General features: G+C 68.1%; 15 protein-coding genes and 2 rRNA genes. 10 read left to right on the plus strand and 7 right to left on the minus strand.

The window, feature by feature from the left end; translation table 11 throughout:
- The first annotated feature begins 134 nt into the window (after positions 1–134).
- Positions 135–3259, plus strand: a 23S ribosomal RNA gene (locus tag N7925_RS22510).
- Positions 3260–3338: 79 nt separating this feature from the next.
- A 5S ribosomal RNA gene (rrf, locus tag N7925_RS22515) occupies positions 3339–3455 on the plus strand.
- 165 nt (positions 3456–3620) lie between these two features.
- Here rrf and N7925_RS22520 read toward each other — a convergent pair.
- From N7925_RS22520 to N7925_RS22540, 5 genes are read right to left on the minus strand one after another with little or no spacing between them, the layout of a single operon-like run.
- Positions 3621–4934, minus strand: a complete 1314-nt coding sequence (locus tag N7925_RS22520) for a DUF58 domain-containing protein (protein ID WP_274344965.1) — start codon at positions 4932–4934, stop codon at positions 3621–3623.
- A 10-nt stretch (positions 4935–4944) separates the two neighbouring features.
- Positions 4945–5973 (minus strand): AAA family ATPase, encoded by a 1029-nt coding sequence (locus N7925_RS22525; protein ID WP_274344966.1) that lies wholly within the window; start codon positions 5971–5973, stop codon positions 4945–4947.
- The gene (locus tag N7925_RS22530; RefSeq protein WP_274344967.1) at positions 5970–7220 is read right to left on the minus strand and encodes a DUF4350 domain-containing protein; all 1251 of its coding nucleotides are present in this window, start codon (positions 7218–7220) and stop codon (positions 5970–5972) included. The genes N7925_RS22525 and N7925_RS22530 overlap by 4 nt, the downstream gene beginning before the upstream one ends.
- A complete protein-coding gene (locus N7925_RS22535; RefSeq protein ID WP_265601271.1) occupies positions 7217–7906 on the minus strand; it encodes a DUF4129 domain-containing protein in 690 nt (229 codons plus the stop codon). The genes N7925_RS22530 and N7925_RS22535 overlap by 4 nt, the downstream gene beginning before the upstream one ends.
- 4 nt (positions 7907–7910) lie before the next feature.
- Positions 7911–9122, minus strand: a complete 1212-nt coding sequence (locus N7925_RS22540) for a glycerophosphoryl diester phosphodiesterase membrane domain-containing protein (RefSeq protein ID WP_274344968.1) — start codon at positions 9120–9122, stop codon at positions 7911–7913.
- Positions 9123–9262: 140 nt separating this feature from the next.
- Here N7925_RS22540 and mtnA point away from each other — a divergent pair, with 140 nt between their 5' ends.
- The 7 genes from mtnA (at position 9263) to N7925_RS22575 (ending at position 17808) form a co-directional block, all read left to right on the plus strand.
- Entirely contained in the window at positions 9263–10405 is a 1143-nt protein-coding gene (gene mtnA / locus N7925_RS22545) for an S-methyl-5-thioribose-1-phosphate isomerase (protein WP_274344969.1), read from the plus strand.
- A gap of 4 nt (positions 10406–10409) precedes the next feature.
- On the plus strand, positions 10410–11099 hold the full coding sequence (gene mtrA / locus N7925_RS22550) for a two-component system response regulator MtrA (RefSeq protein WP_007448372.1): 690 nt from the start codon (positions 10410–10412) through the stop codon (positions 11097–11099).
- A 1-nt stretch (position 11100) separates the two neighbouring features.
- Positions 11101–13140, plus strand: a complete 2040-nt coding sequence (gene mtrB / locus N7925_RS22555; RefSeq protein WP_274344970.1) for an MtrAB system histidine kinase MtrB — start codon at positions 11101–11103, stop codon at positions 13138–13140.
- Between the two features lie 34 nt (positions 13141–13174).
- On the plus strand, positions 13175–15010 hold the full coding sequence (locus tag N7925_RS22560; RefSeq protein ID WP_274346534.1) for an LpqB family beta-propeller domain-containing protein: 1836 nt from the start codon (positions 13175–13177) through the stop codon (positions 15008–15010).
- A gap of 84 nt (positions 15011–15094) precedes the next feature.
- Complete coding sequence (locus N7925_RS22565; protein ID WP_265601275.1) at positions 15095–15853, plus strand: ComF family protein; 759 nt, start codon at positions 15095–15097, stop codon at positions 15851–15853.
- Between the two features lie 326 nt (positions 15854–16179).
- Entirely contained in the window at positions 16180–16869 is a 690-nt protein-coding gene (hpf, locus tag N7925_RS22570; protein WP_003968752.1) for a ribosome hibernation-promoting factor, HPF/YfiA family, read from the plus strand.
- A 183-nt stretch (positions 16870–17052) separates the two neighbouring features.
- Entirely contained in the window at positions 17053–17808 is a 756-nt protein-coding gene (locus N7925_RS22575; protein ID WP_265601276.1) for a response regulator, read from the plus strand.
- Between the two features lie 45 nt (positions 17809–17853).
- On the opposite strand, the gene N7925_RS22580 is transcribed toward N7925_RS22575, so the two are convergent.
- Together N7925_RS22580 and N7925_RS22585 are read right to left on the minus strand one after the other, a co-directional pair.
- A complete protein-coding gene (locus N7925_RS22580; RefSeq protein WP_265601277.1) occupies positions 17854–19041 on the minus strand; it encodes a winged helix-turn-helix domain-containing protein in 1188 nt (395 codons plus the stop codon).
- Positions 19042–19135: 94 nt separating this feature from the next.
- Positions 19136–19735: a GNAT family N-acetyltransferase gene (locus tag N7925_RS22585; protein WP_274344971.1), complete on the minus strand. Its 600-nt coding sequence runs from the start codon at positions 19733–19735 to the stop codon at positions 19136–19138.
- 240 nt (positions 19736–19975) lie between these two features.
- Between N7925_RS22585 and secA the strand changes: the two genes are divergently transcribed.
- On the plus strand, positions 19976–22801 hold the full coding sequence (gene secA, locus N7925_RS22590) for a preprotein translocase subunit SecA (protein WP_274344972.1): 2826 nt from the start codon (positions 19976–19978) through the stop codon (positions 22799–22801).
- The last annotated feature ends 11 nt before the right edge of the window (positions 22802–22812 follow it).

Below are 22812 nucleotides of genomic sequence, written 5' to 3' on the forward strand. Positions count from 1 at the left end.
TGTTGGGTATCTGAGGGTACGGGCTCGTTTGAGTCTGTCCTTCGGTTGCCGGCCCCAGTGAACTCGCCTGTATGGGTGGGGTGATGGGTGGCTGGTCGTTGTTTGAGAACTGCACAGTGGACGCGAGCATCTGTGGCCAAGTTTTTAAGGGCGCACGGTGGATGCCTTGGCACCAGGAACCGATGAAGGACGTGGGAGGCCACGATAGTCCCCGGGGAGCTGTCAACCAAGCTTTGATCCGGGGGTTTCCGAATGGGGAAACCCGGCAGTCGTCATGGGCTGTCACCCGCTGCTGAACACATAGGCAGTGTGGAGGGAACGAGGGGAAGTGAAACATCTCAGTACCCTCAGGAAGAGAAAACAACCGTGATTCCGGGAGTAGTGGCGAGCGAAACTGGATGAGGCCAAACCGTATGCGTGTGATACCCGGCAGGGGTTGCGCATGCGGGGTTGTGGGATCTCTTTTTCACGGTCTGCCGGCTGTGAGACGAGTCAGAAACCGTTGATGTAGGCGAAGGACATGCGAAAGGTCCGGCGTAGAGGGTAAGACCCCCGTAGCTGAAACATCAACGGCTCGTTTAAGAGACACCCAAGTAGCACGGGGCCCGAGAAATCCCGTGTGAATCTGGCGGGACCACCCGCTAAGCCTAAATATTCCCTGGTGACCGATAGCGGATAGTACCGTGAGGGAATGGTGAAAAGTACCGCGGGAGCGGAGTGAAATAGTACCTGAAACCGTGTGCCTACAAGCCGTGGGAGCGTCGCTGTATGTGCTTGCACATGCAGTCGTGACTGCGTGCCTTTTGAAGAATGAGCCTGCGAGTTAGCGGTGTGTAGCGAGGTTAACCCGTGTGGGGAAGCCGTAGCGAAAGCGAGTCCGAATAGGGCGATTGAGTTGCACGCTCTAGACCCGAAGCGGAGTGATCTAGCCATGGGCAGGTTGAAGCGGAGGTAAGACTTCGTGGAGGACCGAACCCACCAGGGTTGAAAACCTGGGGGATGACCTGTGGTTAGGGGTGAAAGGCCAATCAAACTCCGTGATAGCTGGTTCTCCCCGAAATGCATTTAGGTGCAGCGTCGTGTGTTTCTTGCCGGAGGTAGAGCACTGGATAGGCGATGGGCCCTACCGGGTTACTGACCTTAGCCAAACTCCGAATGCCGGTAAGTGAGAGCACGGCAGTGAGACTGTGGGGGATAAGCTCCATGGTCGAGAGGGAAACAGCCCAGAGCATCGACTAAGGCCCCTAAGCGTACGCTAAGTGGGAAAGGATGTGGAGTCGCAGAGACAACCAGGAGGTTGGCTTAGAAGCAGCCACCCTTGAAAGAGTGCGTAATAGCTCACTGGTCAAGTGATTCCGCGCCGACAATGTAGCGGGGCTCAAGCGTACCGCCGAAGTCGTGTCATTCATACACATAGGGCCAACGCCCGTATGGATGGGTAGGGGAGCGTCGTGTGCCGGGTGAAGCAGCCGCGGAAGCGAGTTGTGGACGGTTCACGAGTGAGAATGCAGGCATGAGTAGCGATACACACGTGAGAAACGTGTGCGCCGATTGACTAAGGGTTCCTGGGTCAAGCTGATCTGCCCAGGGTAAGTCGGGACCTAAGGCGAGGCCGACAGGCGTAGTCGATGGACAACCGGTTGATATTCCGGTACCCGCTTTGAAACGCCCAGTACTGAATCAGGCGATGCTAAGTCCGTGAAGCCGGCCCGATCTCTTCGGAGTTGAGGGTAGTGGTGGAGCCGATGAACCAGACTTGTAGTAGGTAAGCGATGGGGTGACGCAGGAAGGTAGTCCAGCCCGGGCGGTGGTTGTCCCGGGGTAAGGGTGTAGCCCGTGTGGTAGGTAAATCCGTCACACATCAAGGGTGAGACCTGATGCCGAGCCGATTGTGGTGAAGTGGATGATCCTATGCTGTCGAGAAAAGCCTCTAGCGAGTTTCATGGCGGCCCGTACCCTAAACCGACTCAGGTGGTCAGGTAGAGAATACCGAGGCGTTCGGGTGAACTATGGTTAAGGAACTCGGCAAAATGCCCCCGTAACTTCGGGAGAAGGGGGGCCATCACTGGTGATAGCACTTGCTGCTTGAGCTGGGGGTGGCCGCAGAGACCAGCGAGAAGCGACTGTTTACTAAAAACACAGGTCCGTGCGAAGCCGTAAGGCGATGTATACGGACTGACGCCTGCCCGGTGCTGGAACGTTAAGGGGACCGGTTAGCTGCCTTTCGGGGTGGCGAAGCTGAGAACTTAAGCGCCAGTAAACGGCGGTGGTAACTATAACCATCCTAAGGTAGCGAAATTCCTTGTCGGGTAAGTTCCGACCTGCACGAATGGCGTAACGACTTCTCGACTGTCTCAACCATAGGCCCGGTGAAATTGCACTACGAGTAAAGATGCTCGTTTCGCGCAGCAGGACGGAAAGACCCCGGGACCTTTACTATAGTTTGATATTGGTGTTCGGTTCGGCTTGTGTAGGATAGGTGGGAGACTTTGAAGCGGCCACGCCAGTGGTTGTGGAGTCGTCGTTGAAATACCACTCTGGTCGTGCTGGATGTCTAACCTGGGTCCGTGATCCGGATCAGGGACAGTGTCTGATGGGTAGTTTAACTGGGGCGGTTGCCTCCTAAAGAGTAACGGAGGCGCCCAAAGGTTCCCTCAGCCTGGTTGGCAATCAGGTGTTGAGTGTAAGTGCACAAGGGAGCTTGACTGTGAGACCGACGGGTCGAGCAGGGACGAAAGTCGGGACTAGTGATCCGGCAGTGGCTTGTGGAAGCGCTGTCGCTCAACGGATAAAAGGTACCCCGGGGATAACAGGCTGATCTTCCCCAAGAGTCCATATCGACGGGATGGTTTGGCACCTCGATGTCGGCTCGTCGCATCCTGGGGCTGGAGTCGGTCCCAAGGGTTGGGCTGTTCGCCCATTAAAGCGGTACGCGAGCTGGGTTTAGAACGTCGTGAGACAGTTCGGTCCCTATCCGCTGCGCGCGCAGGAATATTGAGAAGGGCTGTCCCTAGTACGAGAGGACCGGGACGGACGAACCTCTGGTGTGCCAGTTGTCCTGCCAAGGGCATGGCTGGTTGGCTACGTTCGGAAAGGATAACCGCTGAAAGCATCTAAGCGGGAAGCCTGCTTCGAGATGAGTATTCCCACCCTCTTGAAGGGTTAAGGCTCCCAGTAGACGACTGGGTTGATAGGCCAGATGTGGAAGCCCGGCAACGGGTGGAGCTGACTGGTACTAATAGGCCGAGGGCTTGTCCTCAGTTGCTCGCGTCCACTGTGTTAGTTCTGAAATAACGAACGGCCGTGTTTTCATCCGGTGTTGGTTAATTTCATAGTGTTTCGGTGGTCATTGCGTTAGGGAAACGCCCGGTTACATTCCGAACCCGGAAGCTAAGCCTTTCAGCGCCGATGGTACTGCAGGGGGGACCCTGTGGGAGAGTAGGACGCCGCCGAACAATTTTTCCGGGAAAGCCCCGCACCTTCTGGTGCGGGGCTTTTCTGCGTTTACGACTCGACCGGCATCGGAGCCGAGGAGAATCAGGAGTACGCGAGCTGGAGCAGGCATTTCTCCGGATACTCCTCGACCACGGAGTCGGCAGGTCAGGGCGCTGGGCGCTCCGTCAGAGACGCCCTGCGGCCTTCAGGGCCAAGTACGTATCGGCAAGCGCGGGAGCGAGATTCTCCGGTGTGGCATCCACGACGACAACGCCGTGGCGGCGGAGCCTGTCGGCTGTGCGGCCACGGTCAGCCTGGGCCTGGCCGGCGGCTGCCGCGTCGTACACCGAGTCCACGGTTCCCCGTGCGTGGGCCATTTCCTCGATCCGAGGGTCGGAGACCGCGGCCAGCAGCACGGTGTGGCGCTGGGTGAGTTGAGGCAGCACCGGGAGAAGGCCCTCCTCGATGGGGGCTGCCTCCAACGTCGTGAGGAGGACGATCAGCGAACCGCGAGGAGCGTCGGTGAGGGCGGCGTTGCTCAGGCCGCGGGCGTCCGTCTCGATGAGCTCGGGTTCCAGCGTGGCCAGGGTGTTGATGACGGTGGCCAGAACATTGCCCGTTGCCGTCCGTCCTTGGACCCGGGCTCGGACCTGGCGGTCGTAGGCGAGGAGGCTTACGCGGTCGCCCGCCCTGGTGGCGAGCGCGGTGAGAAGGAGCGTGGCGTCCATCGAGGCGTCCAGGCGAGGGACGTCGCCCACCCGGCCCGCTGACGTGCGGCCGGTGTCGAGGACGATCAGGATGTGCCGGTCACGCTCGGGACGCCATGTCCGGACCGCTACGGCGGACTGGCGTGCGGTGGCCCGCCAGTCGATGGAGCGAGTGTCGTCCCCGGGCACGTAGGCCCGCAGACTGTCGAACTCCGTGCCTTCCCCGCGTGTCAGAACGCTGGTGCGGCCGTCGAGTTCTCGGAGCCGGGCGAGCCGCGAAGGCAGATGCTTGCGGCTGGTGAACGGTGGCAGGACCCGTACGGTCCACGGTGCCCGGTGCTGTCCTTGGCGCGCGGCGAGGCCCAGCGGGCCGTACGAGCGGATGGTGATGCGTTCGGCCTGCCGATCGCCGCGACGGGTCGGGCGCAGAACAGTGACCAGACGTCGCCCTTCCCCGGCGGGAACCGCCAGTGTGTGGCGGGAAGCACGACGTTCGGAGCCCGAGGTCCAGCTGGTGGGGGGCCAGGCGTCCCGCAGCTGGGCGCGCAGGCGCCGGCGCGAGGTGTTGGTCACCGTCAGTTGCACTTCGGCCGCGTCACCGAGTCGAACAGATGTGTCGCCGGATCGAGTGAATCGGAGCGTGCGCACTGGCGCGGCCAGGGCATAGTCACACAGAATTGCCAGTGAGAGCGGTGCGTTGACCGCAAGCATTCCGGTCCAACTGGGAGCGAGGATGCCTACGGGGAGTGATCCCAGGGCGGCCAGCAACGCGGTACGTCCGGTGAGGGCCATGGTCACCGCCTCATCGGGGTACGGGGACGTGGGCGAGCACTGAGGCGATGACGGAGTCGGGGGTGACTCCTTCCATTTCCGCCTCGGGCCGCAGGTGGATGCGATGACGGAGCGTGGGGAGCGCCAGGGCCTTCACATCGTCCGGGGTGACATAGTCCCGGCCGGTCAGCCAGGCCCAGGCACGGGCGGTCGACAGCAGGGCAGTGGCGCCCCGGGGAGAGACGCCGAGGGAGAGCGAGGGGGAATCACGCGTGGCACGGCAGATATCCACGACATAGCCGGTGATCTCAGGGGAGACGGTCGTCTTCGCGACGGCTTCGCGTGCTGCTTCCAGATCCGCGGGCCCGGCGACGGGCCGTATTCCCGCGGCCTTCAGGTCGCGAGGGTTGAAACCGTCGGCGTGACGGGTGAGGACGTCTATCTCGTCCTGCCGTGAAGGGAGCGGGACCGTCAGTTTGAGCAGAAAGCGGTCGAGTTGGGCTTCGGGGAGGGGATAGGTGCCTTCGTACTCGACGGGGTTCTGGGTCGCGGCGACGAGGAAGGGGTCAGGCAGTGGCCGTGACGTCCCGTCCACGGTGACCTGCCTTTCCTCCATCGCTTCGAGGAGGGAGGACTGGGTCTTGGGAGGAGTGCGGTTGATCTCGTCGGCGATCAGCAGGTTGGTGAAGACGGGGCCGGGCTGGAACGAGAATTCGGCGGTGCGCGCGTCGTAGACCAGTGAGCCTGTGACGTCGCTGGGCAAGAGGTCGGGGGTGAACTGAACGCGCTTCGTGTCGAGTTCGAGTGATGCGGCCAGTGCACGGACCAGCAGCGTCTTGGCCACGCCGGGTACGCCTTCGAGGAGTACGTGTCCGCGGCAGAGCAGCGCGACGACGAGTCCGGTGACGGCGGGGTCCTGGCCGACGACGGCCTTGGCGATCTCGGAGCGCAGAGCCTCCAAGGACGCGCGGGCGCTGTCGGACGGCTCCGGTTCCGCTGGCCTCACGGGGGCCGCTGCGGGCACCGTGGGCTCGGCCGGCTCGGGGGTCGGGGCGCTCATGAAGTGCGTACCTCTCTTTCGAGGGCGTCGAGTTGATCGGCGAGGAGGACCAGGGCGGCATCGGTGGAGGGAGCCGTACCGAAGAGCAGGGTGCTGAGGTCGTGGTCCGGGGTGGTGGTGCGCGCGGACAGGGCGGCGAGGAGGACGTCGGGGGTGTGCGCACCACGGGCGGGCACTCCGGCGAGGGGTGCGATACGTGTGCGGGTGGCGGCTCGGAGGGCGTCGGCGGCACGGTCGCGGGCCTTGGCCTTGCGGTAGAGGAGCGAGCGGCCTTCGGCCGACTCGGATGCGCGGATGGCCACCGGAAGCCGTTCCGTCACCAGGGGGCCGAGTCGGCGGGCCCGCCAGACGGCGGCAAGGACTGCGGCAAGGGCTAGTTGGAGGGTGCCCCACACCCAGCCGGAGGGGACGAGGTCGAGGAAGCCGCTCTCGTCGGACGCGTCGTCCCTCGCTCCGTCCTCTGATGGGTCTTCTCTTCCGTCGCCGGGGGAGTCGTCATCGGTTGTCGCGGATGGATCTGCGAGAGAGGGGAGGTACCAGACGAGATGGGGGCGGGAGCCGAGGAGTTGCAGGGCGAGTGAGGCGTTGCCCTGTTTGTCGAGACGCTCGTTGTGGAGGAGATCGGGGGAGCCGAGGAGGACGGTGTCGCCGCCCTGTCCGGTGGGGAGGGCGACCAGACTGGGGAGGCCCGCGGCCGGGTAACAGGTGACGGCACTGGGGTCCTGTGTCGTGTATCGGGTTCCGCCCATGTCCGCTGTGCCGGCCTGCCGGGCGGCGGGGAGCTCGCACGACGGGGCGAGAGCACTGATGGCCCGGTGCGGCTCGGCGTGGACGCCGGGGGCGAGTCGAGTCGTGGCTTCCGGTCCGGGGGCGATCAGGAGGGTGCGCCCGCCGGAGGCGGAGGCCGCCGCGTCCAGTCGGAGCTGCTGCGACCGGGTCAGGAGATTGGGGCCGGCGACGAGGAGCGTGGTGTCGGGGCCGGTCGAGGCGGTGACTTCGTCGAGAGTGGTGGCGACAGTGACGGAGACGCCGCGAGCTTTGAGGAGTTCGGCCACGGCACGGCTTCCCTTGGGTTCCGCCGAGCGGGGGTCGAGCTGTCCGTGGTTCGTTCCGGAACGTACGACGGCGAACGTGATGCCGGCGACGACGAGGATGAGGACGACGGCCAGGATGCCCCGGGCGCGGGTCCAGACCTGCCCGGGGGTGGGCGCGGTCGAGGTGGGGGAGGCGGTGGTCACCGTGGTCATCCGGCGGCTCCTGGGGAGGCTCCGGGCAGCAGCGGCTTTGCCTCGTCGAGTTCGAGGTCGAGGGTACGCAGGGACAGGTATGCCGGCTGGTCCGCGGTGCGGCCCCCGTATGTCACGTCGTCGAAGGCCCGGGCGGCGGCGCGCAGCCGGGCCGTGTGCTCGGGCAGGGCACGGCCGGCTTCGGCTGCGGCTTCGTCGGCTGTGCGGCCGGGGCGCGGGTCGAGCAGGGCGCGTTCCTCGAGGGACCGGACGATGGCACGCATGCGTTCCTGGACGGCCTCGGTCCAGCGCAGAGCTGTGGCGTGTGCTTCGGCGGTGGCGCGGTGCTGGGCCGCGCTGCGGGGGCCGTCGTTGTCGAAGAGAGCGTCCGGGCTCCGGGAGGAGCGTTGCGGGGTGCCGAGCCGCCACCACAGGGCGGCGGCAAGCCCGATGACGAGGACGACCAGGACGACGAGTCCGGCCGGGCCGCCGGGTGCGGCGCCCGCGGCTGCGTCGAACACCCCGGCGACCCAGTCCCAGAACTCGTTCAGTGCGCGCTGGAGGAAGTTCGGGTCGTTCTCGTGGTACATCGGCTTGGACAGCTCGCTCTCCGCCGCCTCCCGTGCGGGGAGACGCGGAGTGTCCACGGGTATGTCGCCCGCTGCCGTGTCCCGCTGTGCTGTGGTGGTGCCCCCCGCCCCCGACACCGCATCAGCTCCTGGGGGTGTCGGCGCCGTAGCCGGGCAGACCCGCGGCTCGTGCGAGGTCGAGGTCCAGTGCTTCACGGCGGATGCGCTGGTCCACGTAGAGGAGGGCCATCACACCGGCGACGAAGGGGTAGATCAGTGTCGAGACGATCACTTCACCGATGCCGGTGACGATCAGGAACGGCCAGCCGAAGGAAGGAGAGGTGCCGCTGAAGAATTCGCTGACGTCGGTTCCGTCGGCGATCACCGCGATGATGCCGAACGGGATGGAGACGAGGAACGTCAGCAGGAAGGTCAGCAGCCAGGTCAGGGCGAGGATCCCGAAGGTACGCCACCAGGCGCCGCGGACCAGCTTCGCCGACCTGCGCAGCGCGGCGACGACGCTCTGTCGTTCCAGCATCAGGGCGGGGGCGGCGAGTGCGAAGCTGACGTTCAGCCAGAGCATCACGACGCAGGCGGCGGCGAAGCCGAGGAAGGCGAGTACCGCTCCCGCCTCGGAGCCCAGCAGCAGGCCGGGGCCGATGCCCACGGTCATGATCGCGGCCATGATCAGGGCCACCAGCAGGGTCAGCCCGAGCAGCGGGAAGACCCGGGGGCGGGCCTCTGCCCAGGTGTCGGAGAGCGTGGTGGGACGGCCCAGGACCGAGCGGCTGATGACCACGGTGATGATCGACGCGGTGAAGAGCGTGGCGATCATCGTGACGAGGGAGGCCGGGGCCAGAGAGATCAGTGTCGACCGGGCGGAGTCGGTGGCCTGGCGGAGGGCCTCGGTGCCGGTGGCGTTCGGGTCGACGGAGGTCGGTTTCGGCAGCAGATAGCGCTGCATGAGGATGACGGCGATCTGGGTGACCACCGAGACCGCGAGGCTGAAGCCGAGTGCGGTACGCCAGTGGGCGCGCAGGGCGGAGACGGAGCCGTCGAGGATTTCGCCGAGGCTCAGGGGGCGCAGGGGGATGACGCCGGGCTTCGCGGCCGGCGGCGGCCCCGCCCAGCCCTGTCGCTGCGGGCCGCCGCCCCAGCCGGGGGCGGGAGGCCGTGCTCCGGGACCGCTGCCGGGGTCGCTCGGTGGGGACCACTGCCCGGGGGGCGGCTGCTCGGGGGACCACTGTCCCGACGGGCCGCTTCCGTCCTGAGGCTCGGAGGGGCGGGGAATCGCCGTCTCCTTGCCGTCGGAGGGGGCAGATCCGGGCGACGCCCAGCCCGGAGAGTCGTTCATTCTCGCTCCTTCACCGTCCTGACCGCTCATCGGGGCGGCAGGTTGGCAGCCATCGTGCCACGCGTGGGTCCGGGGTGGACCAGCCGCTCTGTCTCCTTGGCGCCTTCAGGTACGGGCGGCTCACCGGGCAGACTGGGCGGATGGCTGATCAGGACGCGCAATCGACGGCGGGCTTCGAGCCTCCCGCGCTTTCCGTACTCCGCTGGGACGAGCCCCCGGAGGGTCCCGTGGTGGTGCTTCTCGACCAGACGCGGCTGCCCGCCGAGGAGGTCGAGCTGGTGTGTACCGATGTGCCCGCGCTGGTGCGGGCGATCCAGACTCTGGCGGTGCGAGGGGCCCCGCTGCTCGGGATCGCCGGGGGTTACGGGGTGGCGCTCGCGGCGGCGCGGGGCCATGACGTCGCGGAGGCGGCCGGTCTGCTGGAGCGGGCGCGGCCCACCGCGGTGAACCTCGGCTACGGGGTGCGGCGGGTGGTGGCCGCCTACGGGGAAGCCGTCGGCAAGGGGGCGGGCGACGAGGCGGCCGCCGCGGCGGCGCTGGCCGCGGCGCGGGCCCTGCACCGGGAGGATGCCCAGGCCAGCGGGCGTATGGCGGAGTACGGCGAGGCGTTGCTGGAGGAGCTGATGCCGGGCAGCGGGTATCAGCTGCTGACCCACTGCAACACCGGGGCGCTGGTCTCCGGTGGCGAGGGGACGGCGTTGGCCGTGGCGTTGCGGGTGCACCGGAAGGGCCGGCTGCGACGGCTGTGGGTGGACGAGACGCGGCCGCTGCTCCAGGGGGCTCGGCTGACCGCGTACGAGGCTGCGCGCAACGGTCTGGCGTACAGCCTGCTCACGGACAATGCGGCGGGCTCCCTGTTCGCGGCCGGGGAGGTCGATGCGGTGCTCATAGGGGCGGACCGCATCGCCGCCGATGGTTCGGTGGCGAACAAGGTGGGGAGCTATCCGCTGGCCGTGCTCGCGAAGTATCACCACGTGCCTTTCATCGTGGTGGCGCCGACGACGACCGTGGATCTGGCGACCCCGGACGGCACATCGATCATCGTCGAGCAGCGCTCCGGGCGAGAAGTGACGGAGCTCACATCGTGGCGGGGTGTATCGGCCGACGGTGGAGGCGAGATGGTCGTCGCACCCCTCGGGGCCCCGGCGTACAACCCGGCCTTCGACGTCACACCGCCGGAACTGATCACGGCGATCGTCACCGAGGAGGGCGCTGTTTCGCCGGTCACGGGGGTCGGACTGGCAGAGCTGTGTGCCAGGTCATCGCAGGTAACGATTAGCTAATGGGATGATGTCGATTATGAAGGGACGCGTCCTTGTCGTCGACGACGACACCGCACTGGCCGAGATGCTCGGGATTGTGCTGCGTGGAGAAGGTTTCGAGCCGTCGTTCGTAGCGGACGGCGACAAGGCACTGGCCGCATTTCGTGAGGCCAAGCCGGACCTGGTGCTGCTCGACCTCATGCTGCCCGGAAGGGACGGCATCGAGGTGTGCAGGCTGATCAGAGCCGAGTCCGGTGTGCCGATCGTCATGCTCACTGCCAAGAGCGACACCGTCGATGTGGTGGTGGGCCTGGAATCAGGGGCCGACGACTACATCGTCAAGCCGTTCAAACCTAAGGAGTTGGTTGCCCGGATCAGGGCACGTCTGCGGCGGTCCGAAGAGCCCGCGCCGGAACAGCTGACCATCGGTGACCTGGTCATCGACGTGGCAGGCCACTCCGTGAAGCGGGAGGGGCAGTCCATCGCCCTGACCCCGCTGGAGTTCGACCTGCTGGTCGCGCTCGCCCGCAAGCCGTGGCAGGTCTTCACCCGTGAGGTCCTGCTGGAACAGGTATGGGGCTACCGCCACGCGGCCGACACCCGCCTGGTGAATGTGCATGTCCAGCGTCTGCGTTCCAAGGTCGAGAAGGACCCGGAACGGCCGGAGATCGTCGTGACGGTCCGAGGCGTCGGCTACAAGGCCGGACCGAGCTGAGATGCCCCGAGGCAGCGCTGCTCCGGGGCCCGGCGAGCCGGGAGTCCGTACGGAGCGGGCTGCCGGCCCGGGACGGAAGGCGTCACGTATGAGCCGTTTCCTGCAGGGCGGCCGGCTGTTCGAGGACCGGACGCCCGGCGGGCCCGTACCGCGGTTGCTGGTGCGGTGGGTACGCCGCCCGTTGCTGCCCGCCGTCCGGCTGTGGCGGCGCAATCTGCAGCTCCGCGTCGTCGCGGGCACCCTGCTGATGTCGATCGGTGTCGTGCTGCTGCTCGGCTTCGTCGTCATCGGCCAGGTGCGCAACGGCCTGCTCGACGCCAAGGGCAAGGCCGCCCAGACCCAGGCCGTCGGCGGCTTCGCCGCGGCGCAGGAAAAGGCCAACGCCCCCCTCGCCCCCGACGGGCAGGGGAGCGAACCCACCGACGGTATGACCGGCAGCACCTCCTGGCGCACCGAGCTCGTCGACCAGCTCGCCAGCGGCGGCAAGAACGCCTTCAACGTAGTGGCGCTCAGCGTCGACTCGGTGACCGAGGGCGCCAGCAGCCGTGCCGCGCGCGGTTCCGGCAGCGTCGAGGCGTCCAGCGTCCCGGAGCGCCTGCGGCAGAAGGTGAGCGAGGGGCAGGGCGCGTTCCAGACGTACTCCGAGATCCGGTACTCGTACGGCAAGGAGACGCAGCCCGGCCTCGTGGTGGGCAAGCGGCTCTACGACATCGATCAGCAGCCCTACGAGCTGTACTACCTCTTCCCGCTCACGCAGGAGGAGAAGTCCCTGACACTGGTCAAGACGACCCTGGCGACCGCCGGACTGTTCGTCGTCGTGCTGCTCGGGGCCATCGCCTGGTTCGTGGTGCGGCAGGTCGTCACCCCCGTGCGGATGGCCGCCGGCATCGCCGAGCGGCTCTCCGCCGGCAAGCTCCAGGAACGGATGAAGGTCACCGGCGAGGACGACATCGCCCGGCTCGGCGAGGCCTTCAACAAGATGGCCCAGAACCTCCAGCTGAAGATCCAGCAACTGGAGGAGCTCTCCCGGATGCAGCGGCGCTTCGTCTCCGACGTATCGCACGAGCTGCGGACCCCCCTCACGACCGTCAGGATGGCCGCTGACGTCATCCACGAGGCGCGTGCCGACTTCGACCCCGTCACCGCACGCTCCGCCGAGCTGCTCGGCGACCAGCTCGACCGGTTCGAGTCGCTGCTCGCCGATCTGCTGGAGATCAGCCGGTTCGACGCGGGCGCCGCGGCCCTGGAGGCCGAGCCGATAGACCTGCGGACCGTGGTGCACCGGGTGATCGGTGGCGCCGAGCCGCTCGCCGAGCGCAAGGGCACCCGGATCCTGGTCGTCGGCGACGACCAGCCGGTGATAGCCGAGGCCGACGCCCGCCGAGTCGAACGCGTCCTGCGTAACCTCGTGGTCAACGCCGTCGAGCACGGTGAGGGCCGGGACGTCGTGGTGCGGATGGGTGTGGCGCAGGGCGCGGTCGCCGTGGCCGTCCGGGACTACGGGGTCGGGCTCAAGCCCGGCGAGGCGACCCGGGTCTTCAACCGGTTCTGGCGTGCGGACCCGGCGCGGGCCCGGACGACCGGGGGGACGGGCCTCGGTCTGTCGATCGCCGTCGAGGATGCCCGGCTGCACGGCGGCTGGCTGCAGGCCTGGGGCGAGCCGGGCGGTGGCTCCCAGTTCAGGCTGACCCTGCCGCGTACGGCGGACGAGCCCCTGCGCGGTTCGCCGATACCGCTGGAGCCCGAGGACTCGCGGCGCAACCGCGGCAACCGGGAACGCGACGAGGCCGCAGCGGGCACGTCGGACGACCACCGGCTGATGTCCGTGCCGCCCCAGCCCGGGGCCGGCGAGCGGTCGCCGCTGCCCGTGCCCGGTCGAGGCCCCGCCGTCCGCAACGGCGCCCCCACGTCGGTGCACCCCGCCGCGCTGCCCGGCAACGGGGCACGTGTCGTGGCGCGCCCGGCCCAGGAGCGCCCCGGTGGGCGTTCGGCCAACGGCGTACTGAATTCCGACCAGGAGGACACCACTCGTGGGTACTGACCGCCGTCCGGGCGGCCGAGGACGGGCGGTGCGGATGCTCGCGCTGCTGGGCTGCGGCGTCGTCGTGCTGGCCGGGTGCGGCTCTATGCCGGTGACCGGGGACGTCAAGGCGGTCGACGCCTCACAGCCCGGGGACTCCCAGGTGCAGGTGTACGCGGTGGCACCCCGGGAAGGCGCGGTGCCCAGCGAGATCGTCGACGGCTTCCTGGAGTCGATGACCAGCGATGATCCCGCGTTCGCGACCACCCGGAAGTACCTGAGCGCCGACGCCCGGCGCACCTGGCAGCCGGGCGGGGGCATCACGGTGCTCGCCCAAGCCCCCAACCGCAGTGGCCCCCTGCTCCACGACGAGGCCAACCGGGCCACTCGGGACAAGGCGACGACCTACACGCTGACCGGCGAGAAGGTGGCCGCGGTCGACGCCCAGAGTTCTTACCGTCCCCTCGCGCCCAGCGACTACGCCCAGACTCTGCACCTGGTGCAGGAGAAGGGGCCGGACGGGAAGCAGGAGTGGCGCATCGACGTCGTGCCGGACGGTCTGGTCCTCGGGCAGTCCGACTTCAAGCGCCTCTACCGCTCCGTGAACAAGTACTACTTCGCCACCGGGCGTACGAGCGGTCGGTCGACACTCGTCGCGGACCCCGTCTACGTACGCAACCGTGCGGATCCGGTCACGCGCATGGATACCGCCACGCAGACCGTCAGGACGCTGCTCGCCGGTCCGACGAACTGGCTGCGGCCCGTGGTCGACTCCCGGTTCCCGGCGGGCACCGCCCTGCGCAAGGACGTCATCGCGCTGCCGTCGGACGATCAGAACGTCCTGAAGGTGCCGCTCAACCACAAGGCCGACAAGGCGAGCCCCAGCGCCTGCCGGATGATGGCCGCGCAGGTGCTGTTCACGCTCGGGGACCTGACCCCGGCACGGGTCGAGCGGGTGGAGCTGGAGGGCGGTGACGGCGCCCAGCTCTGCGGACTGGATGCCGACGACGCGCCGGATTTCTCCGCCGACAACGGCTCCGACGAGGTCGACAGCCAGTACTTCATCAACGACAAGGGTCAGGTGGAGCGGATCCCCGGCGCCACCGACGGCACCGGAACGCCCGAGCCCGTGACCGGCCCGCTCGGTGCGGGCATCGTGCCGATGAGCGCCGTCGGGGTGGCCCGGGACGAACGACGGGCCGCCGCGGTCTCCTCCCAAGGGCAGGACCTCTACGTGTCCTCCCTGGAGACGGAGAGCAGTGAACTGACCGACCCCCTCGTCAGCAGCAAGGCGAAGAAGGCGGCCGACCGGCTGTCGTCGCCGAGCTGGGACGGCCGCGGCGACCTGTGGGTCGCCGACCGCGATCCGGCCGGTCCCAGGCTGCTGCGGCTGACCGGGGGTGCGGGTGACCCGCAGGAGGTCCGGGTGCCGGGTCTCGACGGCGCACGCATCGAGGAGCTGCGGATGTCCGCGGACGGGGTGCGGATCGCCCTGCTGCTGAGGAAGGACGGCCGTACGACGCTGAACATCGGCCGGGTCGAGCGCCGGGGCTCCTCAGTGGCGCCCGAGATCTCGGTCGAGGACCTCCGCCAGGCCGCACCGCAGCTTGCGGACGTGACGGCCATCTCCTGGTCCGGACGCAGCCGGCTGGTGGTCGTCGGCAAGGAGGAGGGCGGCGTCCAGCAGGTGCGTTACGTGCAGGCGGACGGCTCCACGTCGGCCTCGGGGTCGTTGCCCGGGGTGAACCAGGTCCAGTCGGTCGCCGCGGCGGACGACGAACTGCTTCCGCTGATGGCGGAGACCGTCGGCGACGGCATTGTGAAGCTCTCGCCCGGGGACAACTGGCAGACGGTTCTCAAACAGGGCACGTCGTTGGTCTACCCCGGCTGACCCGGCAGCAGCCCGGGCCCCGCCGGACGCCCGGGGTTTTCCACAGGGGTGGTCCGGTCCCGGCGGCCCCGGCACAGTGGGGCCATGCGGAACACGTGGCAGGAAGGGGCCGGTCTGCTTCTGCCGGTGGCCTGCGCCGGCTGCGGCAGACCACGCACCGAACTGTGCGCGGCCTGCGGGGGCGCGCTGCACGGTGCGCCCGCCCGCCCGGTCCGGCCCTCGCCGCGGCCCCCGGGGCTTCCGCTGGTGTATGCGGCCGCGCCGTACGAGAACGCCGTACGCGCGGTTCTGCTGGCCCACAAGGAGCGGGGTGCGCTGGGGCTGGCCGGGGCACTCGGCCGGGCCCTGGCGGGTTGTGTGCGGGCCGGGGCGGGGCGGCCGGGCGGTGCGGGCCTCCTGCTGCTGGTCCCGGTACCCTCCGCGCGCTCCTCGACCGCGGCGCGTGGCCATGACCCGGTGCGCAGGATCGCCGCCAGGGCCGCGCGGGACCTGCGGCGCGAGGGACTGCGGGCCGAGGTGCTTCCGCTGCTGCGGCAGCGGCGCGCGGTCGCCGACCAGGCCGGTCTCGGGGCGCGGCAGCGGCGGGCGAATCTGGCCGGCGCGCTGGAGCTCACAGCAGGGGGAGGGCGGCTCCTCCGGCACGGACTCCTCGGGCAGGGACCTCTCCGGCACGGTCGGGTGATCCTGGTCGACGATCTGCTGACGACGGGATCGACGCTGGCGGAGGCGGCGCGGGCCGTCGACGAGGCGTGCGGCGCCGGTCGGGAGTCCTCCGTGCACGGAGTGTGCCGGGCGGCGGTCGTCGCGGCCTCTCCCTCCGCCTTCGAAATAAACCGGAACTGACCGAGAACCCGCATCGTTGCAGGTAATGAGAGGGCAGTACCCCCTGAACGGAGGTACGTGCCAGTAGCGGGTGCCGAGACCCTGGTGCGCAGGCTATGTTCGGTGGTGAGGAACGGTTAATGCCGGGACTCGATGAATGCACCACCAGGTTTCGGGCAGGTAACTCACCGGTAGGAGAAGCACGCAAGTCGGTGGGGTTGCGACCCTTCCGACGGGGGAGGAGGAGGCGAAAGCCACCGAGTCCGAGGCCCTGGTGATCTCCGGGGCCTGGTGCAAAAGGGAGACGTTCCGCCGCTGAGCGGAGCGATCCGGGAACGGAGTTCTGCGTGGACATCGTCGTCAAGGGCCGCAAGACCGAGGTGCCCGAGCGGTTCCGGAAGCACGTGGCCGAGAAGCTGAAGCTGGACAAGATCCAGAAGTTCGACGGCAAGGTGATCAGCCTCGACGTCGAGGTGTCCAAGGAGCCGAATCCCCGTCAGGCCGACCGTTCCGACCGGGTGGAGATCACGCTCCGCTCCCGGGGACCGGTCATCCGGGCGGAAGCGGCGGCGGGCGACCCTTACGCAGCGCTCGACCTGGCCACCGGAAAGCTGGAGGCCCGGCTGCGCAAGCAGCACGACAAGCGCTACAGCCGCCGGGGCAACGGTCGTCTGTCGGCTGCCGAGGTCGGGGACGTGGTCCCCGGCGTCGCTTCGTTCGACGAGGACGGCGAACTGGTCGGCGACCAGCCGTCGGAGCCCGTCCCCACCACGAAGATCGGCTCGCTCGAAGTGCAGGGCGAAGGGCCGCTCGTGATGCGCGAGAAGACCCACACCGCCGCACCGATGTCGCTCGACCAGGCGCTCTACGAGATGGAACTGGTCGGCCACGACTTCTACTTGTTCGTCGACTCAGAGACGAAGGAGCCCAGTGTCGTCTACCGACGGCACGCCTACGACTACGGCGTCATCCACCTGAGGACCGACCCGCTCGCCGCGGACGAAGCAGGCGGCGCGGGCGGTGCCCTCGGCGGCTGAGGCCACAGCGTCGGAGTGCCCCCGGGGCGCTTTCGCGCCACCGGGGGCACTCGCGCACGGGCGCAGGACCACCGTGCCGGGGGCCGGGCATGGAATCATGGCGGCCCGAGCCAATCGGCGTTCTGTGAAGTGCCGTTGGCGAACGACCGACACTTCAGGCCGTGGCCTTCAGGGGGAGGAACGATGGCGGACACCTTCGGGCCCGTGCGCGATGCGAATGACTCCGACGACGACACCGGTGCGTACACCGGCAGCGGGGCGGACGGCGCTTCACGCAAGGAGCCCATCAGGGTCCTCGTGGTCGATGACCACGCGCTCTTCCGCAGGGGCCTGGAGATCGTCCTTGCCCAGGAGGAGGACATCCAGGTCGTCGGCGAGGCCGGGGACGGCTCCGAGGCGGTCGACAAGGCCGCCGACCTGCTGCCCGACATCGTGCTGATGGATGTCCGGATGCCCAAGCGCGGCGGCATCGAGGCCTGTACGGCCATCAAGGAAGTGGCCCCCAGCGCGAAGATCATCATGTTGACGATCAGTGACGAGGAGGCCGACCTCTACGAGGCGATCAAGGCGGGCGCGACCGGATATCTCCTCAAGGAGATCTCCACCGACGAGGTCGCCACGGCCATTCGCGCGGTCGCCGACGGGCAGTCCCAGATCAGCCCCTCCATGGCCTCGAAGCTGCTCACCGAGTTCAAATCGATGATCCAGCGAACCGATGAGCGGCGGCTCGTTCCGGCGCCCCGGCTCACCGAACGCGAGCTGGAAGTGCTGAAACTCGTGGCGACCGGCATGAACAACCGGGATATCGCCAAGGAGTTGTTCATTTCCGAGAACACGGTGAAGAACCACGTCCGCAATATCCTGGAGAAACTGCAGCTGCACTCCCGGATGGAAGCCGTGGTCTACGCCATGCGCGAGAAGATTCTGGAGATCAGGTAGCGAACGGCTCCGGCTTCCGCCCCGGACCCGGGCAGCGGGGGCCGGTCAGCGGTAAGCGCGCTGGAGCGCGTGGCCGATCTCCGTCCGGAGCGGCTCGCGCAGCTCCGGGGCGTCCACCCGGTCCACCCGGATGTCCGTGCAGCCCACCCAGGCCGCCGCCTCCACCAGGGCCTCGGCCATCGGGGCCACCGCCTTCGGGCCGGCCAGCGACGCCTGCCGGGCGACCAGCGTGGTGCCCTCGCGCGCCGGGTCGACCCGTCCCTGGAGCTTCCCGCCCGCCAGCAACGGCATCGCGAAGTAACCGTGGATCCGCTTCTGCTTGGGCACGTAGGCCTCCAGCCGATGCGTGAAGCCGAAGATCCGCTCCGTGCGCGCACGCTCCCAGATCAGGGAGTCGAACGGCGACAACAGCGTCGTACGGTGGCGTCCGCGGACCTCCTTGGCCAGCGCTTCCGGGTCCGCCCAGGCCGGCTTCGCCCAGCCCTCCACCACGACCGGGACCAGCCCCGAGTCGGCCACCACGGCGTCGAACTCCTCGCCCCTCAGCCGGTGGTAGTCCGCGATGTCACCGCGGGTGCCGACGCCCAGCGACTTGCCCGCCAGCGCCACCAGCCGCCGCCGGCACTCGGCGTCGCTCAGGTCGTCGTGGAGCAACGCGTCCGGAATGGCCCGCTCGGCCAGGTCGTAGACCCGCTTCCAGCCGCGCCGCTCGGTGCACACCACCTCGCCGTACATCAGGGCCCGCTCGACGGCGACCTTGGACGCCGACCAGTCCCACCACTCGCCGCCGTTCTTCGCGCCGCCCAGCTCGGTCGCCGTCAGCGGGCCCTCGTCGCGCAGCTGCTTGATCACGGTGTCGTACGAGCCGTCGGGCAGGTCGTGGCCCCAGTGCGGGCGGGAGCGATAGGCGCGGCGGCGGAACGCGAAGTGCGGCCACTCCTCGACGGGCAGGATGCACGCCGCGTGCGACCAGTACTCGAAGGTCCGGCCGCCCGACCAGTAGGCGTCCTCCACCGTCCGGCGGCTCACCGGGCCCAGCCGGGCGTAAGGGATCAGCTCGTGCGAGCGGGCCAGCACCGAGATCGTGTCCAACTGGACCGCACCGAGGTGCCGCAGCACTCCCGGCACTCCTGCCCGGCGGTCCGGAGCCCCCAGGAAGCCCTGGGCGCGCAACGCTATGCGGCGGGCCTGGTCGGCGGAGAGTTCGACTGCGGGAGGAGGCACAGGCGTCATACGTCGAACCCTAGACGGCGCCACTGACAGTCCGGCCCGGATGCCGTCCGCGGATCCCGCAGTCACCGCGGGGATCCCGTAGTCACCGCGGGGACTACGGGGTCCCCGCGGGCCGCGGAGCATGCCGTTCGGGGACGTACGGGTGCGAGCCCGCGAGCCCCAGGTCGGACGGGAGCAGGGCCGCCGTCCAGGCGTCGCGCCGCACCCCCTTGTTGAGCAGTCCGGACCGCTGGTCGCCCTCCGGCCGGAACCCCGCCCGCAGGACGACGGCCCGCGAGGCCACGTTGCCGATCTCGGCCCGCCACTCCAGCCGGTCCGCCCCGAGGGAGGAGAAGGCCCAGCGGGCGGAGCCGAGCACCGCCTCGGTGACGTATCCGCGGCCGCGGTGCTCCTTGGCGGACCAGTAGCCGACCTCGTACGTCCCCGGCAGGCTGCGGCGGTCGATGCCGAGCGCACCGACGAGCGCCCCGGTCTCCCGCAGGACCAGGGCGAAGCCGTAGGCGGAGTCGTCCTGCCAGCCCGCCGGGCAGAGCTTCGTGGTGAACAGCTCCGCGTCGGTGAGGCGGTACGGGGAAGGGATAACCGTCCAGCGCTGGATGTCCGGGTCCTGGCAGGCGGCGTGCACCGGGTAGGTGTCCTGCGGGCCGAAGGGCCGCAGGAACAGTCGTTCCGTGGTGAGAGTGATCGGCTCCATGGACCGATTCTCGTGAGCCCGCTTCCCCGATGCGAGCACTTTTGGGGCTTCCCGGCACCTTCCGTGCGTTTGGACCGTTGTCCTATAAGGGTGCGGCGAGGTCCACGCGACGGCAGCCCTCCCGACGCGGTGGTGTCCTCGCTTACGATGGCCGTTGCGGTGGGGCCCACCTGCCGTGCCCGCGCCAGAGTCCATTACACGACCCAGTGCCAGGCCCGACCGGCAAGGAGACCAGCCTCAGTGTCCGTCTTCAACAAGCTCATGCGTGCAGGCGAAGGCAAGATCCTGCGCAAACTGCACCGCATCGCGGACCAGGTCAGCTCCATCGAAGAGGACTTCGTCAACCTCTCCGACGCCGAGCTGCGGGCGCTCACCGACGAGTACAAGGAACGGTACGCGGACGGCGAGAGCCTGGACGACCTGCTTCCCGAAGCGTTCGCCACGGTCCGTGAGGCCGCGAAGCGCGTCCTCGGACAGCGTCACTACGACGTACAGATGATGGGCGGAGCCGCCCTGCACCTCGGTTATGTGGCAGAGATGAAGACCGGTGAGGGCAAGACCCTCGTCGGCACCCTGCCCACGTATCTGAACGCGCTGTCCGGCAAGGGCGTGCACCTGATCACGGTCAACGACTATCTCGCCGAGCGTGACTCCGAGATGATGGGCCGGGTCCACAAGTTCCTCGGTCTGAGCGTCGGCTGCATCGTCGCCAACATGACGCCGGCCCAGCGCCGCGAGCAGTACGCCTGTGACATCACGTACGGCACGAACAACGAGTTCGGCTTCGACTACCTCCGTGACAACATGGCGTGGTCCAAGGACGAGCTCGTCCAGCGCGGCCACAACTTCGCGGTGGTCGACGAGGTCGACTCGATCCTCGTCGACGAGGCCCGTACGCCGCTGATCATCTCCGGCCCGGCCGACCAGGCCACCAAGTGGTACGGCGACTTCGCCAAGCTGGTCACGCGCCTCACCAAGGGTGAGGCGGGCAACCAGCTCAAGGGCATCGAGGAGACCGGCGACTACGAGGTCGACGAGAAGAAGCGGACCGTGGCCATCCACGAGGCCGGTGTCGCCAAGGTCGAGGACTGGCTCGGCATCGACAACCTCTACGAGTCGGTGAACACCCCGCTCGTCGGTTATCTGAACAACGCCATCAAGGCCAAGGAACTGTTCAAGAAGGACAAGGACTACGTCGTCATCGACGGCGAAGTCATGATCGTCGACGAGCACACCGGCCGTATCCTCGCCGGCCGCCGCTACAACGAGGGCATGCACCAGGCGATCGAGGCGAAGGAAGGGGTGGACATCAAGGACGAGAACCAGACCCTCGCCACGATCACCCTGCAGAACTTCTTCCGCCTCTACGACAAGCTCTCCGGCATGACCGGTACGGCGATGACCGAGGCCGCCGAGTTCCACCAGATCTACAAGCTCGGCGTGGTGCCGATCCCGACGAACCGGCCGATGGTCCGCGCCGACCAGTCGGACCTGATCTACCGCACCGAGGTCGCCAAGTTCGCCGCGGTCGTCGACGACATCGCCGAGAAGCACGAGAAGGGCCAGCCGATCCTGGTCGGCACCACCTCGGTCGAGAAGTCGGAGTACCTCTCGCAGCAGCTCTCCAAGCGCGGCGTCCAGCACGAGGTCCTCAACGCCAAGCAGCACGACCGGGAGGCGACGATCGTCGCCCAGGCGGGCCGCAAGGGCGCCGTCACCGTCGCGACGAACATGGCCGGCCGAGGCACCGACATCAAGCTCGGCGGCAACCCGGACGACCTCGCCGAGGCGGAGCTGCGTCAGCGCGGCCTCGACCCGGTGGAGAACGTCGAGGAGTGGGCGGCGGCGCTGCCCGCCGCGCTGGAGCAGGCCGAGGAGGCCGTGAAGGCGGAGTTCGAAGAGGTCAAGGACCTCGGCGGGCTCTATGTGCTCGGCACCGAGCGCCATGAGTCGCGCCGTATCGACAACCAGCTGCGCGGTCGTTCCGGCCGTCAGGGCGACCCGGGCGAGTCCCGTTTCTACCTGTCGCTGGGCGACGACCTGATGCGCCTGTTCAAGGCCCAGATGGTCGAGCGCGTCATGTCGATGGCGAACGTTCCGGACGACGTCCCGATCGAGAACAAGATGGTCACCCGCGCCATCGCCTCCGCCCAGTCGCAGGTCGAGCAGCAGAACTTCGAGACGCGCAAGAACGTCCTGAAGTACGACGAGGTGCTCAACCGGCAGCGTGAGGTCATCTACGGTGAGCGCCGCCGCGTTCTGGAGGGCGAGAACCTCCAGGACCAGATCCGGCACTTCATGGATGACACGATCGACGACTACATCCGGCAGGAGACCGCCGAGGGCTTCGCCGAGGAGTGGGACCTCGACCGGCTGTGGGGCGCCTTCAAGCAGCTCTATCCGGTGAAGGTCACCGTCGAGGAGCTGGAGGAGGCGGCCGGGGACCTGGCGGGCGTCACCGCCGAGTTCATCGCCGAGTCGGTCAAGAACGACATCCACGAGCAGTACGAGGAGCGCGAGAGCACCCTCGGCTCCGACATCATGCGTGAGCTGGAGCGACGCGTCGTCCTCTCGGTGCTCGACCGCAAGTGGCGCGAGCACCTCTACGAGATGGACTACCTCCAGGAGGGCATCGGCCTGCGGGCCATGGCGCAGAAGGACCCGCTGGTCGAGTACCAGCGCGAGGGCTTCGACATGTTCAACGCCATGATGGAGGGCATCAAGGAGGAGTCCGTCGGCTACCTGTTCAACCTGGAGGTCCAGGTCGAGCAGCAGGTCGAGGAGGTTCCGGTGCAGGACGGCGCCGAGCGCACCTCGCTGGAGAAGGAGAGCGCCACCGCTGCCCCGCAGATCCGCGCCAAGGGCCTGGAGGCCCCGCAGCGGCCGGACCGGCTCCACTTCTCCGCTCCCACGGTGGACGGCGAGGGCGGTGTCGTCGAGGGTGACTTCGCCAACGACGACGCCACCGGTGACACGCGGTCCGGTTCTGCCGATGGCATGACGCGCGCCGAGCGCCGCAAGGCGCAGAAGAGCGGTGGCGGCGGCGGTCGCCGTCGCAAGAAGTAGCACCAGCGGCA

It is taken from the genome of Streptomyces sp. CA-278952 (assembly GCF_028747205.1).
In the GTDB taxonomy this organism is placed as follows: domain Bacteria; phylum Actinomycetota; class Actinomycetes; order Streptomycetales; family Streptomycetaceae; genus Streptomyces.

Excerpts from the sequence above, each read along its gene's own strand:
- mtnA (WP_274344969.1), top strand. The coding sequence starts at position 9,263 with ATGGCTGATCAGGACGCGCAATCGACGGCGGGCTTCGAGCCTCCCGCG.
- mtrA (WP_007448372.1), top strand. The coding sequence starts at position 10,410 with ATGATGTCGATTATGAAGGGACGCGTCCTTGTCGTCGACGACGACACC.
- mtrB (WP_274344970.1), top strand. The coding sequence starts at position 11,101 with ATGCCCCGAGGCAGCGCTGCTCCGGGGCCCGGCGAGCCGGGAGTCCGT.
- N7925_RS22560 (WP_274346534.1), top strand. The coding sequence starts at position 13,175 with ATGCTCGCGCTGCTGGGCTGCGGCGTCGTCGTGCTGGCCGGGTGCGGC.
- N7925_RS22575 (WP_265601276.1), top strand. The coding sequence starts at position 17,053 with ATGGCGGACACCTTCGGGCCCGTGCGCGATGCGAATGACTCCGACGAC.
- N7925_RS22520 (WP_274344965.1), bottom strand. The coding sequence starts at position 4,934 with ATGGCCCTCACCGGACGTACCGCGTTGCTGGCCGCCCTGGGATCACTC.
- N7925_RS22525 (WP_274344966.1), bottom strand. The coding sequence starts at position 5,973 with ATGAGCGCCCCGACCCCCGAGCCGGCCGAGCCCACGGTGCCCGCAGCG.
- N7925_RS22530 (WP_274344967.1), bottom strand. The coding sequence starts at position 7,220 with ATGACCACGGTGACCACCGCCTCCCCCACCTCGACCGCGCCCACCCCC.
- N7925_RS22565 (WP_265601275.1), top strand. The coding sequence starts at position 15,095 with ATGCGGAACACGTGGCAGGAAGGGGCCGGTCTGCTTCTGCCGGTGGCC.
- N7925_RS22580 (WP_265601277.1), bottom strand. The coding sequence starts at position 19,041 with ATGACGCCTGTGCCTCCTCCCGCAGTCGAACTCTCCGCCGACCAGGCC.
- N7925_RS22585 (WP_274344971.1), bottom strand. The coding sequence starts at position 19,735 with ATGGAGCCGATCACTCTCACCACGGAACGACTGTTCCTGCGGCCCTTC.
- N7925_RS22540 (WP_274344968.1), bottom strand. The coding sequence starts at position 9,122 with ATGAACGACTCTCCGGGCTGGGCGTCGCCCGGATCTGCCCCCTCCGAC.